We start from the raw sequence: 13,334 nt of genomic DNA, 5'->3' as shown, positions 1-13,334 counted from the left end.
TTTTCCATTCGATCAACCTTTAATCACTCCAACAGGTTTTATTTTTGCAACTTTCCGGGTAATACCTTCTTTATGCATCACATCAACCACATCTGACACATCCTTGTACGCATCTGACATTTCTTCAGCAATCGTCTTATACCCTTTTGCCTGAATTGCTATTCCCTTTTTATTGAGTTCAGCTACAAGATCTCTACCCTTTGCACTTTTCAGCGCTTTGGTGCGGCTTAAATTTCTTCCAGCACCGTGACAGGAACTCCCGAATGTTTCTTCCATTGCTTTGTCTGTTCCGACTAGAATGTAGGAATATCTTCCCATATCACCTGGAATAAGAACCGGTTGACCAACATCATGATATTTTTTCGGAATCAATTTACTTCCTGGAGGAAATGCACGTGTAGCTCCTTTCCTATGAACACACACTTCTTTTTCTTCATTCCCGATTTTGTGCTTTTCAATCTTTGCAATGTTATGACACACATCATATAAAAGTTTAAATCCCAATTCTGATTCATTGATTGTGAATGTCTCTTTGAAAACTTTTTTTAGCAAGATGCATTATCACCTGACGGTTATTCCATGCAAAATTAGCAGCGGCTTGCATTGCAGCCAGATAATCCATTCCTTCCTGAGAATTGATTGGTGCGCATGCGAGTTGTCGGTCGGGCAATTTGAATCCATATTTATTGCTAGCTTTAAGAAGGATTTTCAGGTAATCATCACAAACCTGGTAGCCAAGTCCGCGGGAACCAGTATGAATTTGAATTACAATTTGTCCGGGAAATAATCCAAATACCTCCGCAACTTTTGAGTCGTAAATATCTTCAACAACATCAACTTCAAGAAAATGATTTCCTGAACCGAGAGTTCCCAGCTGGTCTGCTCCCCGTTCATAAGCACGCTGACTGACTGCATCGGTGTCTGCATTTTTTAACGTTCCGCTTTCTTCAGTAAAATCAATATCTGAAGAAACTCCAAGATCGTTTTCAAGTGCCCAAACAGAACCTTTTGACAAAACTTTTTTTAAATCTGGTATTGAAAGTTTTTTAATTGCACCACTTGCACCAACTCCTGTTGGGACAGCATGGAACAATTTTGAGACGAGGGTATCAATTTTATTTTTTAGCGGTTCATATTCCAGATTTGTTGTTGCCAGTCTTACTCCGCAATTAATATCATAACCAACTCCTCCCGGAGAAATTACTCCTTCATCAAGATTTGTTGCTGCGACACCTCCTATTGGAAAGCCATAACCCCAATGGATATCTGGCATGGCAAGTGAATATTTTTCTATTCCCGGAAGGTGGGCAACATTTACAACCTGCTTTAATGCCTCATCATCTTTCAAACCTTTTTCAATCATTTCCTGCGAGATATACACTCTTCCCGATACTTTCATATCTCCGTTAGCGGGAATCTCCCATAAATTTTCTCTCACTCTGGTTAATTCAATTCCGCCGATATTCATGATTATTCTCCTCGAAGAAATTGTTAAATATCAAAAACAACAAGGGTTGAGTACTTGCCATTTACTTCCACTATCTCAACTTGATGATACGTTACAGATTTTATTTCGTGCTTCATTGGAAAATCGATTGACACAGGTGCTCCTTTTAATTCGGCAGATAGCTCAAAACCTTCAGCATCCTCAAATAGTTTAAATGATTCGATTGATACATACAACCATCTTTTTGCAAGCAGTAAATAATTAAGCTCATTTAAGAAAGTAACCAGAAGCTCTTCTTTGGATGAAGCTGAAAGTTCAATTTCCATATAATCATCTGCTTCAATGGATTCATCGCTGGTTATTGCAGTGAACCATGCTTTTGCACCAGCTTCAAATAAATCCTGAAGACTGCTGCCTTCCAATTCTGCTGCAATGTCAGCAGTGTGATCCACGAATTTGTAATTGCCATTCATACAATAAAAAATATCCGATTTGTTGAGCTTAATTTAGTGATGATTTTATAAAAAATAACTTTAATTAAATCTGTTTATCCGGTAGTTATATTTGCTGAACAAATGAAAAATCTTTCCGAACATCAAAAAGGAATACTTTACGTTTTCACTGCTGCCTTACTCTGGAGCAGCGGTGGACTCTTTATAAAGCTGATTTCCTTTAATGCAATGCAGTTATCTTTTTTCAGATGCTTGATAGCTGCTATCACATTTGCTCTAATTTTTAAAAAACGAACACTTATTTTCAATAAGCTCAGCCTGATCAATTCATTTATTTATGCGATAGTTTTAATCACATTTGTTATTGCCACAAAAACTACAACTGCTGCAAATGCTATTTTCCTGCAGGCAACTGCACCGATTTACGTATTGATATTCGAGCCTCTGCTAAATAAAACACGATACGAAAGAATCAACATCATTACAGTCGGTGTCTGCATAATCGGAATGATTTTGTTCTTTGTAGGAAAGCTTGAACCAGGACATCTTGAAGGAAATCTTGTTGCATTAATTTCTGGAATTACGTTCGCGGCATTGTTTTTAGGGATGAAACAGAATGACCAGAAATATCAACAGAGCAGTATTTTCTGGGGAAATATTCTTGTTGCATTGATATGTATTCCTTTCCTGTCGTCACTAAAAGTAATCAGCTTTTCAGATTTGTGGATGGTTAGCTTTCTCGGAGTTTTTCAGATAGCACTTGCTTATGCATTCTTTGCTTCGGGACTAAAAAGAATTTATGCAGTTGAAGCTTCCATCATTTCAATGATTGAACCTGTACTCAATCCGGTTTGGGTTTTCATTGGATATGGCGAGACACCATCAGTAACGGCAATTATCGGAGGAGTAATTATTTTGTGTGCAATCCTAGTGAGAAGTTTAATTTCACAATCACCTATGATTAAGAAGAGATTCAATTTTTAGTTTAAGGTGCAAGCCTGAAAATTTTCCAACCACTTTTCATTTTCCTGTAACAAATTCTGTCGTGCAAACGGTTTTCCCTTCCCTGCCAGAATTCAAAATAATCCGGGACTAAAACAAAGCCTCCCCAATTTTGAGGAACCGGTATTCTTTTCCCTTTAAACTGATTTTTTAATTCTGCGAACCTGAGGTCAATAAAATGTCTGTCGGAAATTATTTTACTCTGTTCTGAAGCCCAGGCGGCGATGCGACTAGCAAGTGGTCGTGAATTAAAATACTTTTGTGATTCCAAACGTGATATTTTTTTTACTTTACCTTCAATCCTAACCTGTCTTTCCAATTCAGCCCAAAAAAATAAAAGTGCTGCCGATGGATTTTCTTTTAGACTTTTTCCTTTAGTGCTGTTATAGTTGGTAAAAAAAACAAATCCATCTTTTCTAAAACCCTTTAGCAACACAACTCTCGCAGAAGGCTTTGCGTTTTTATCTGAAGTTGCGAGAACCATTGCGTTTGGCTCTTTTAATTTCAATTTTATCACTTCCGAAAACCATATTTCAAACTGCTTAAAAGGGTTTTTGTGAACCGTTTCCTCAGATAATTTGTTTACCTTATATTCACGCCGTAAATTATGAATAGATTTTTGTACTATCATAAAGATTATTAATCGAATTGATTGATATTCATCTATTTAATAAAATTAATCTTAAATAAGTTACTAAAAGAAATAAAATTCTGATAATATCAAATGAAAAGTAAATCGTTATCAAAAAAGCAGTTGGAAGAACTTGAAAAGTTCGGTGCAAACACATGGTTCATTGAATACCTATATGATGAATATGTTAAAAGTCCCGATAAAGTCCCTGAGCAATGGAGAAAATTTTTTGGAGATATATCCAGTCCAGAAGGTGGAAACGGGAAGAATATGAGTGGCTCAACTCTGCAATCAGTGAACATACCTCTTCCTCAACCAGGAGAAAATGATGAAGTCCAGATAATCGCAGGAAGTTCAGAAAAAATTCTGGCAAATATGGTAAACAGTTTGTCTGTCCCAGTGGCAACATCACAAAGAACAATTCCTGTAAAACTGCTTGAAGAGAATAGAACTCTGATAAATAATCATCTTCAGAGAACGATTAAAAAGAAAATCTCTTTCACCCATCTAATCAGCTGGGCTATTCTTAAAGCAGTTCAATCAATGCCGGTGATGAATAATGCTTATACAATCATTGATGGTAAACCTCAAATCATTAAAAGAAAAGATGTTAATCTTGGACTCGCTATTGATATCGAACGAAAAGATGGCTCACGTTCATTGATTGTTCCGAATATTAAAAGTGCAAATAAATTAAACTTCAATGAGTTTTGGAATGCATACGAAGATCTTATCAGCAGATCACGAAAAGGAACTATTGATCCAAATGAATTTCTCGGAACTACTATAACACTAACCAATCCGGGAACAATTGGAACAGTGGCTTCTGTCCCAAGATTAATGGTTGGTCAGGGAACCATCATAGCAACCGGTGCAATTCAATATAACGCTGAATACCAGGCAATGTCTCAAACAACAATTTCAACTCTTGGTATCAGCAAAACGATGAACATTACAAGTACTTATGATCATAGAATAATTCAGGGAGCTGAATCCGGATTATTTCTTAAAGCAATAAATGATCTTCTTTTAGGTCAAGATGATTTTTACGATGATATTTTTGAGTCGTTAAAGCTTCCTTTCAAACCTCTGAGATGGCAGACAGATTATCAGCCGGGAATATTTGAAACCACTGCAAACACAGAAGAGATTGTTAAGCAGGCAAAAGTCTTGCAATTAATTAATTTATTCAGAGTAAGAGGTCATCTTATTGCTGATCTTGATCCGCTTGGTTCTAAAACTCAATACCACGCAGAGTTAGATCCCGTAAGTTATAATTTGACAATATGGGATCTGGATCGACATTTTATTACCGGCGGTTTTGGCAATTTGAATACTGCTACACTACGTGAAATCCTCAATATCCTTGAGAAAACTTATTGTGATAAAATTGGTGTTGAGTACATGCACATCCAAAGTCCGGCTGAGAAAGCTTGGCTTCAAAATAAAATGGAACCAGTGAAGAACACCCCAAACTTTGATAATGAAACAAAGATAAATATTCTGAAAAAGCTTATCGCTGCTGAATCATTTGAACATTTCATCCACAGCAAGTTTGTTGGTCATAAAAGATTTTCACTAGAAGGCAGTGAAACGTTAATTCCTCTGATTGATTTGATACTTAGTGAATCTGCAGACCATAATATTAAAGAAGTAGTGATGGGGATGGCTCACCGCGGAAGACTAAACGTTTTAGCAAATGTCATTGGTAAATCTTATGAATCAATCTTTGTCGAGTTTGAAGATATCAGGGATCCGGATTCAATCGGGGGTTCCGGTGATGTAAAATATCATCTGGGTGCAACAGGCAATTACAAAACATTAGGTGGAAAAAGCATAACTGTATCTGTAGCCGCAAATCCAAGTCACCTTGAATGGGTTAATCCTGTTGTTGAAGGAATGGTTAGAGCAAAGCAAACACGAATGGGTGACAATAAAAGTCATGTTAAAGTGATGTCTCTATTGATTCACGGAGATGCTGCATTTGCCGGACAAGGAATCGTTGCAGAAACTTTGAATCTTTCGCAATTAAGCGGATACAGGACCGGCGGAACTGTTCACATAATAGTCAATAATCAAATTGGATTTACTACCACTCCTGATGAAGCCCGGTCTTCACAATATGCAACTGATGTTGCAAAGATGATTCAGGCGCCAATTTTCCATGTAAATGGTGATGATCCCGAAGCGGCTCTTTGGGTTACCAAACTTGCCTGTGAGTACAGACAAATATTTAAGAAAGATGTTGTTATTGATTTATTCGGATACAGACGTCATGGACACAACGAAGGTGACGAACCAGGATTCACGCAGCCGATATTGTACGCAAAAATAAAGGAACATCCTTCGGTAAGACAGATTTACCAGGAAAAATTAATTAGCGAAAAGATTATTTCTGAGAATGAAATCAAGAAGTTCAATGACAGTTTGAACAACACAATGAATGCTTCCATCGAAAAGATCAGGAAAGAAAGTAAGAAATTCGAAGGTGATCTTATCCTTGCTGTTCCAAAAAAGGAAATTGAAGTAATCCATTCAGAAAAAAATACTTCAATTTCAGATGAAGCACTGAAAACTATAATCGATGGTATAACAAAAATCCCGCAGGATTTTAACGGACATCCCAAACTCGCAAAATTTCTTGAAAGTAGAAGAAAATTAATTGATGGTTCGGGAAAAGCTGATTGGGCATTTGCGGAATCATTGGCTTTCGGCAGTTTACTTCTTGAAGGAATTCCAGTGAGACTTAGCGGTCAGGACAGCGTGAGAGGAACATTCAGCCAGCGACATCTTGCTTTTACTGATATAAAAACCGGGGCCGAATATTTTCCATTAAACCACCTAAACGAAAATCAAGCCCATCTGGAAGCACTGGACAGCTTACTTTCTGAAGCTGCTGTACTTGGATTTGAATTTGGTTACAGCGTTGTCGATCCTTTATCTCTCGTTATTTGGGAAGCCCAGTTCGGTGATTTTGCTAACGGCGCGCAGATCATCATTGATAACTTCATCGTAGCATCTTATGAAAAATGGCAAATTCCGAATAATCTTGTAATGCTTCTACCACATGGATTTGAAGGACAGGGTCCAGAACATTCCAGTGCACGACTTGAAAGATTCCTCATACTCAGTGCTGAGAATAATATGCAGGTTTGCAACGTTACTACTCCAGCACAATATTTTCATCTTTTACGAAGACAAATGAAATCTGGTATGAAAATACCTTTAGTATTAATGACACCCAAAAGTTTGCTTAGATACCCCGACGCTAAATCAGCAAAGGAAGAATTCCTCAATGGGAAATTCGAAGAAGTTATCGATGATGATACAATTCAGAATCCAAAGAAAGTAGATCATTTGATTTTAACAAGCGGAAAAGTTTATTACGATCTGACTAAATTCCGAGCAGATAATAAAATAAATAATACTGCAATCATCAGAATCGAGCAGTTTTATCCCTACGCTTCAAAAAAGATTAGAAAAATTGTTGAAAAATATCCATCAGTAAAAAAAGTAAAATGGGTTCAGGAAGAACCTAAAAATATGGGAGCCTGGAATTTTTTGTATCACAGGCTACGTAATGATCTGCCAAAAGATTGTGAATTGGATTACTCAGGAAGATCGGAGAGTGCGAGTCCGGCTGTTGGTTCTTACAAGATTTCGACACAGCAGCAAAAGAAACTAGTTAAAGATTCTTTTAACTAAAAGTTAGTCAGATGATGGTTGGTGTATTTAGCTGAATGAGGCTTACCACCTCACCGTAACGGTAATTTACAACTTTGATTGAATTACCTTTTTGATCATACTTTATCCATCGTCCTTCAGGTTTACCATTAATATAATTCCCCTCACATTTCATATTACCATTCTTATGATACCAAATCCATTTTCCTGAAGGTTCATCATCAATAAAACTGCCGGAACATTCAAGCTGCCCGCTATCGTAAAAGTATTTCCAATCACCGTCATTTTTATTTTTTTTCATATGACCAAGCACAGCGTAACTGCCGTCCATTTTCAAAAGATAAAATTCACCCTGCTTAAAACCATTTACCACATTGTAGTCAACAATTAATTTATTATCCAGAGTATCAAGCATTCTTCCCGTAAAAGGCATATCTGTACCCTTTGAATAAATTACTTCTTCCTCAAAAAATTATTTTGTCTGAATCAGGATTGGATGTTAAAGAATCACTGAACCATACTATTAACAATATTGCAATTACAATAATTTCAACAGCAATGATGAAAGAAAAAAACTTAATTTTATTCATTAAGAATGTGCCCTCAAATATTGAGTATGTTATCAAAATAGTTTAGCCGGAGGCTGGTTTATTGCCCAATAAACCTTTTTATTTATATACAAGGATTGTTCCAAGCATAGTATTGATAAAGTGTAAATAATTGTTAATCACGATTTTTATTTGTTTTGTTCTGATACTATATTGATGACCATTGGCAATAATGATACATTGAAATTCCAAGTAAAAATGCCAAACGTCAAAATAATACTTCCATACTACTATTTTTATAAAAAAAGTTGTTGGCACATTTATTGGCAAAATGCAAGGAAGAAATCTTCCATTCGAGGGCAAAATGAACAACTTTGAATTAAGACATCATAACGATTATGTGATTGCATCAGTCAATCTTGATAAAGCTACTTTTCAGGAAGCAATAGAATTCAAGAGTATGATAGATGATGAAATCGAAAAAGGATTCCATAATATTGTCATATCTTTGAATGATTGTGATTTTCTGGATTCTGCTTTCGTTGGTGTTTTAGTTGTGATTTGGAAAAAGGTTAAGATCAGAGGTGGTTCATTAAAGCTGGTTAAGCGTGGGATATTTAATCATTCCGTCCTGCATCTCACCGGTGCTATTGAAATTTTCGAAAAATATGATTCGGTATTAGAAGCTCTGGCAAGTTCAACTTCGACTGCATAAAATCATTCTCATCAGAAAAATTCATCTCCTTAATTAATCAATAATTCTGATCAGTACATCATACGCATTTACCAAATTATCTTATCTATATCTAAGATATTTGATTATGTCAAAGCTCAGAAAGTAAAAAAAATGAAATGACTTACATCATAACTCTGCTATGATGCAAGAATACCGGTGAGTAGATTAAGACTGACGAGCGCCAATCAAAATATAAAGTGTTAACAATGTAACTACAGAGAAGATGATAATACCAGTAAGCATAGCTTTCCTTTATTCAAATATGGATTACATCAATCCATTTGATAATCAAAATTTTTGTTTTTACCGGAGCTTTTACCCTCGCTCCATAAAATAGTTTAGTTGATTAGAACAATTATCCTCCACAATAAATATACCGAATATTCATTAATCTGAACTTTGAAAATAGAAGGAAATGATTGTATCGACATCGCTTTTTATTATTTTGAAACTTTTTATTGAATCTTAATTGCATAATGAAACATATAATTATTGCAATAATCATTTTTGAAAAGCAGTTTTAATACATTTATCTTTTGGAAGTAAATTTTATTCAAAAGAAAATTTGCGGGCGTAACTCAGTTGGTAGAGTGTCAGCTTCCCAAGCTGGATGTCGCGGGTTCGAACCCCGTCGCCCGCTCAGGGTTCTTCAAAAATTTGCTTTTCAGTGCTATTAGTTTGATATTTGTGCCCTCAATTATTGGGAGCTTAGCTCAGCTGGTTCAGAGCACCTGCCTTACAAGCAGGGGGTCAAAGGTTCGAATCCTTTAGCTCCCACTCCTTCTTTTATATTTTCTTAAATATATGGACACTACGTTTATATAATTTATTCTCACCTTAAATTTCTCCACTACATTGGCACACAAATAATCTTGAGGATAGATTATTCAGACATAATACTAATAGAAATAAATTCACGAAGGGTAAAGGATCTTCGAGTTTGGTTGCTTCCATAAAATGCCATTCAAAATCTGAAGCTTACAATCTTGAATTGAAACTTAAAAAAATGAAAAATCCTGAAAAAGCTATCAAATATTTGAAAAGCCTGGTTCAGAGCATCCCGACTTAGTCGGGAGGGTCAAAGGTTCTGCCATAGGCATTCCATTGGGAAGAATCCTTTAGCTCCCACCTAAGATAATACCCTGTAAGTTAAGCACTTACAGGGTATTTTATTTTAAATTTTAATGTAATTTCAGCTTCACTAGAATCAGTTTTGTTGCATTGCGAACTCTTAATAACCGATCTGAAATTTAAACAATGCGTAATCTGTATTCGTTGTGTTTCCGGAAGAAAGATTTTTGTCCTGAGAGTAATCGTATATCAAAAAAAAGATGAAATCCCGAACAGGTTCAATTCTTAATCCTAGTTGAATATTAGTCTGGTTAAATCTTTCTCCATCTAAAAAATATGCGTTGTCTAATTCCGGATCAGGACCATGTGATACGTTGATATCTCCGCCAACATTTTTAACCAGATTTCCTTCTTCATCATAGATATTCTCACCCCTTCGAATAAATCGATAATTAAGTGAAATCCTTATCCAATCGTTGACGTTGTAGGCAAGTTCACTGAATATTTCATCGGCATTTGGTCCGATTGGATGCCCCATATTTGTTCCCCAGGCAGTATAAGCATTTTGGACATTAATATGTGAATAAACGAACGGACGAATCTTTGTGTATTCAAGTTTTAGAGAAAGATTATTCAATGTAAAAGCTTCATACCAAAAAGCACCAAGCTGATAAGCAGTTTTATTTTTATAACTATCCAGATTTTGGAGATTGGACAGAATATTTTCATCAAGGAAGAATGTGCCCTGAAATTCTAAATTCGGGATAAAACTTGTCTGGATATCAAAGTATAAATTGGCATTATCCCGATCCTGCAGCGATACTTCTACAAATTTGTAAAATGCCAGTGGAGAAGCATAACCGAGTTCAAATCCTCTTCCTGAGTAAACGATGTTCTCTCCGATTCCAATATCGAATAAATTCTCAAAAGAAAATTTTAATCTGTTGAATGCCCAGTACTTAGTATATCTTTCATCCATATTATATGAAAAGTCACCAACAGTAGAACCGTGAATCGAAGAAAAATTTACTATGCCATAGTTCAATCCAAACTCAATAAAATCAAGCGGTGGACTATCACCTGACAAAATCAGTTTGCTTCCATAACCATAACCAACGGTTTTATGTTCTCTTCCCAACTGGAAGAAAATATCCATATCATCAACCGGATTTGTATGATACTTTAAATAACCATCGGTGAATTCGTAATTGCCAATATTCTCAGAATCTTCTACCCATTTAAAACTCTGTTTAATTCTTGGTTCAATTAATTCTGCAACTTGCTTGTTTCCAGCAGCACCTCCTTTAATTACGGCCATATTGTAACCAAGATGCTTGAATAGTGTCCCGTGAAATCTGAAACCGATATCAAATAAATGAGCATTATTGACAGATGGCTGGAGCTGCTGACCATAATAATAATGACCAAGCATGTTCAAAAATACGTTAGCATTTTCCCCCGAATAAGCATAAATATATTTCACTTTATTCGTGAAAGTTTCTGATAGGCTTGCAACAAAATTGTGTTCTGGATGGAAAAAGTATGTTGCATCCTTCAGATCAGTCAATTCATAAAATTCAGATTGATGACGGTAAAAAAGTTTTTTTTCTGTATTACTTAACCTTTCAAAATTTTCTTGAACCATCTGGAGATATGCCTTAACCTGAAACCTTGATAGATTAGGAACGTCTTCATTTATATAAGGAATTATTCTTTTGACTTTCATTTCTTTAAGGAAGGTATAAACCGGATGCGTGAGTGGCACGTTTTCTATCTGAGCTATTATTTCTATACCAAATAAAAGAACCACAATGATTATAAATGATATTAATGTTCTCATAGAAATTTCATGTTGATTTTAAAACTGCTATTAAATATAGTAATAGAGCTTTTTAATGAGTAACTGAAAAATCTGATAAGATGCGGGATAATAGAATTGAATAACAATTAACAGATATTGATGGGCAACAAGAACCTTTCTTTTGCTTGAAAATTTTTATAAAAGATTTGGATAACTCCGAACCAGTTTCGATTACTTATTTTCGATCAATAATAATGTTGCCATTACAAACTCAGATTCAGGTAAAAGAAGATTTCTTGCCTGCTGATACTGCATTTGTGCCATACCAGCATAACTATCCGTTTTCACAAATTTGTTCAACTGGTACTCAAGCAGATTTTCATTATCATCAATAATTATATAATCTATAATTTCGGGGTGTTCATCCAACCAAAGCTGAATTTCCCTACCTCTATTGACAGGACGAAGAATTGGTGTATGCCAATCTTCATGCAAATACGGAATAAGTTTACTTTCTTCGAGTTCATTCATCAGACGTTCAGCAATTCCATTACGCCAGGTAGAAGTAATTACTATTTTAAGTAAAAATTCTTCCACCAATCTTTTTATCAGAACTACACAGTACGGGTCAAAGCGGCTGTGTCCTTCTTCCGGTTTGTAGATGTATTTGTAGTAAATTTTTGAATTTAGGACCCCATCAATATCAAGGAAAAGAATTTTATCGCTCATCGTTTAACACTATTTAATGTTGAAAATTTAAAGATTATCTGCACTTGGAATAGACAATACTTTTCCAATTAAGTGCCAGCAAAATGTTGTCGTCGTTAAATTATTTTAAAAGATTTAGTAAAACTTTCCATGCAAGAAGTAAAAAGCGCGATAAGATTTGGTTAATTTGTTGAAGTGAACTTTCTTACTACAAAATCTGTCGTAAAATCTTTGCTAGTAAACAAACAAAAAAGCCGCTAATAAGCGGCTTTAAATTGCGGGGCCGACGAGACTCGAACTCGCGACCTCCTGCGTGACAGGCAAAATTGATAAAAAAATTCCTTTAAATATTTCGTTTATTTGCAGAATTCAAAGGGTGAATGGTCCAGATAGACCTGGTCAGAACCACTTTTTGCTACCAATTTGCTACCTAAATACTATACTAAATTTAAACACGTTTTTATAAAAACTTTTTTCAATTTTATCTTGCAAAAATAATTATTTTACTCATCCACCTCCCACCAAAATTCACTCACCTTCTCTATGAAGAATATTTTCCTTTCAGAAGTCTTCTTAATGTTCCTTATCTTTTGGTGGGTTAGGGTCATTACCAGGGGCAATAGTATCTTTACTACGAATTTTACCATCACGACCTTTAGTAATCAATTCACCACCTCCCTGATTTCTAAGCATTTTTCTTGCAGCATCTTCAGCAACTTTCTGTGATGAATGTAGAGATGATGCCTTACCAGCACTAGTCTTTTTATTTACCCAGTCTCCACCTGTTGTCTTGAAAACGATTCTATCATTCTTTCTGCTCATTTTTTCTCCTTATTATTATATTATTAAATAATATTTAAACCCTTTTTTGTAAATCCGTCCATTACTAAGTGAAGCAATATCGAACTGCATGTTAAAATGATTGCTACATCGACATACTCTCGAGGACTCCGCGGCTGTATGCCCTTAACCTTTCTTTCATTTCTTTTTAACTGAAAATCTTTCCAAGCTTGGACTCCAACAAATCCTACAACACATCCGAAAGTTAGGCTGTGGTAAAAAGCTCTATGATTTGGATGGATAGCAGGTTCAAGAATATCTGGAAGTCTTGATGTGCTTAGACCAATACTTGTTGATAATATAAGTTCACCAAGATCAGCTTGTTCTCTCTTTTGGGAATCATTTTTAATAGCCAGGTAAGTAATTGATCCTATAACTGCACCAGCAGTTTTATGAATATTTCCATTAGGCATA

General features: G+C 35.5%; 11 protein-coding genes, 2 tRNA genes and 1 pseudogene. 6 read left to right on the top strand and 8 right to left on the bottom strand.

Features of this window, described 5'->3' with window-relative positions; all coding sequences use genetic code 11:
• Positions 1-12 precede the first annotated feature (12 nt).
• Positions 13-1,468 (bottom strand): annotated as a pseudogene (locus tag IPM14_15635) (RtcB family protein).
• Positions 1,469-1,491: 23 nt separating this feature from the next.
• A complete protein-coding gene (locus IPM14_15630) occupies positions 1,492-1,920 on the bottom strand; it encodes an archease (protein MBK9099509.1) in 429 nt (142 codons plus the stop codon).
• 102 nt (positions 1,921-2,022) lie between these two features.
• Between IPM14_15630 and IPM14_15625 the strand changes: the two genes are divergently transcribed.
• Complete coding sequence (locus tag IPM14_15625) at positions 2,023-2,883, top strand: EamA family transporter (protein ID MBK9099508.1); 861 nt, start codon at positions 2,023-2,025, stop codon at positions 2,881-2,883.
• Position 2,884: 1 nt separating this feature from the next.
• Here IPM14_15625 and pdxH read toward each other — a convergent pair whose 3' ends face one another.
• Complete coding sequence (pdxH, locus tag IPM14_15620; GenBank protein ID MBK9099507.1) at positions 2,885-3,532, bottom strand: pyridoxamine 5'-phosphate oxidase; 648 nt, start codon at positions 3,530-3,532, stop codon at positions 2,885-2,887.
• 93 nt (positions 3,533-3,625) lie between these two features.
• Between pdxH and IPM14_15615 the strand changes: the two genes are divergently transcribed.
• Entirely contained in the window at positions 3,626-7,237 is a 3,612-nt protein-coding gene (locus tag IPM14_15615; protein ID MBK9099506.1) for a multifunctional oxoglutarate decarboxylase/oxoglutarate dehydrogenase thiamine pyrophosphate-binding subunit/dihydrolipoyllysine-residue succinyltransferase subunit, read from the top strand.
• A gap of 7 nt (positions 7,238-7,244) precedes the next feature.
• On the opposite strand, the gene IPM14_15610 is transcribed toward IPM14_15615, so the two are convergent.
• Entirely contained in the window at positions 7,245-7,649 is a 405-nt protein-coding gene (locus IPM14_15610; protein MBK9099505.1) for a hypothetical protein, read from the bottom strand.
• A gap of 479 nt (positions 7,650-8,128) precedes the next feature.
• Here IPM14_15610 and IPM14_15605 point away from each other — a divergent pair, with 479 nt between their 5' ends.
• The 4 genes from IPM14_15605 (at position 8,129) to IPM14_15590 (ending at position 9,569) form a co-directional block, all read left to right on the top strand.
• The gene (locus tag IPM14_15605; GenBank protein MBK9099504.1) at positions 8,129-8,479 is read left to right on the top strand and encodes an STAS domain-containing protein; all 351 of its coding nucleotides are present in this window, start codon (positions 8,129-8,131) and stop codon (positions 8,477-8,479) included.
• Between the two features lie 588 nt (positions 8,480-9,067).
• Positions 9,068-9,140 (top strand) — tRNA-Gly (locus IPM14_15600).
• A gap of 62 nt (positions 9,141-9,202) precedes the next feature.
• Positions 9,203-9,277 (top strand) — tRNA-Val (locus tag IPM14_15595).
• 64 nt (positions 9,278-9,341) lie between these two features.
• A complete protein-coding gene (locus IPM14_15590; GenBank protein ID MBK9099503.1) occupies positions 9,342-9,569 on the top strand; it encodes a GIY-YIG nuclease family protein in 228 nt (75 codons plus the stop codon).
• A gap of 162 nt (positions 9,570-9,731) precedes the next feature.
• Here the strand turns inward: IPM14_15590 and IPM14_15585 are convergent, their stop codons facing one another.
• The 4 genes from IPM14_15585 to IPM14_15570 all read right to left on the bottom strand — a co-directional run bounded on the left by IPM14_15585 (position 9,732) and on the right by IPM14_15570 (position 13,333).
• Positions 9,732-11,411 carry a hypothetical protein gene (locus IPM14_15585; protein MBK9099502.1) on the bottom strand — a complete coding sequence of 560 codons (1,680 nt, stop codon included), beginning with the start codon at positions 11,409-11,411 and terminating at the stop codon, positions 9,732-9,734.
• A 192-nt stretch (positions 11,412-11,603) separates the two neighbouring features.
• On the bottom strand, positions 11,604-12,101 hold the full coding sequence (locus IPM14_15580; GenBank protein ID MBK9099501.1) for a hypothetical protein: 498 nt from the start codon (positions 12,099-12,101) through the stop codon (positions 11,604-11,606).
• Positions 12,102-12,653: 552 nt separating this feature from the next.
• Positions 12,654-12,902 carry a DUF2188 domain-containing protein gene (locus tag IPM14_15575; protein MBK9099500.1) on the bottom strand — a complete coding sequence of 83 codons (249 nt, stop codon included), beginning with the start codon at positions 12,900-12,902 and terminating at the stop codon, positions 12,654-12,656.
• 23 nt (positions 12,903-12,925) lie between these two features.
• The gene (locus IPM14_15570) at positions 12,926-13,333 is read right to left on the bottom strand and encodes a metal-dependent hydrolase (protein ID MBK9099499.1); all 408 of its coding nucleotides are present in this window, start codon (positions 13,331-13,333) and stop codon (positions 12,926-12,928) included.
• Position 13,334 lies beyond the last annotated feature (1 nt).

Source organism: bacterium (assembly GCA_016716565.1).
Lineage (GTDB): Bacteria > Bacteroidota > Ignavibacteria > Ignavibacteriales > Ignavibacteriaceae > IGN2.
Note: the sequence above shows the minus strand (reverse complement) of the source record. Positions and strands in the feature narration are given on the sequence as shown.

Coding starts and splice junctions, on each gene's coding strand:
- pdxH (MBK9099507.1), bottom strand. CDS start 3,532: ATGATAGTACAAAAATCTATTCATAATTTACGGCGTGAATATAAGGTA.
- IPM14_15610 (MBK9099505.1), bottom strand. CDS start 7,649: ATGCCTTTTACGGGAAGAATGCTTGATACTCTGGATAATAAATTAATT.
- IPM14_15580 (MBK9099501.1), bottom strand. CDS start 12,101: ATGAGCGATAAAATTCTTTTCCTTGATATTGATGGGGTCCTAAATTCA.
- IPM14_15630 (MBK9099509.1), bottom strand. CDS start 1,920: ATGAATGGCAATTACAAATTCGTGGATCACACTGCTGACATTGCAGCA.
- IPM14_15575 (MBK9099500.1), bottom strand. CDS start 12,902: ATGAGCAGAAAGAATGATAGAATCGTTTTCAAGACAACAGGTGGAGAC.
- IPM14_15570 (MBK9099499.1), bottom strand. CDS start 13,333: ATGCCTAATGGAAATATTCATAAAACTGCTGGTGCAGTTATAGGATCA.
- IPM14_15585 (MBK9099502.1), bottom strand. CDS start 11,411: ATGAGAACATTAATATCATTTATAATCATTGTGGTTCTTTTATTTGGT.
- IPM14_15625 (MBK9099508.1), top strand. CDS start 2,023: ATGAAAAATCTTTCCGAACATCAAAAAGGAATACTTTACGTTTTCACT.
- IPM14_15605 (MBK9099504.1), top strand. CDS start 8,129: ATGAACAACTTTGAATTAAGACATCATAACGATTATGTGATTGCATCA.
- IPM14_15615 (MBK9099506.1), top strand. CDS start 3,626: ATGAAAAGTAAATCGTTATCAAAAAAGCAGTTGGAAGAACTTGAAAAG.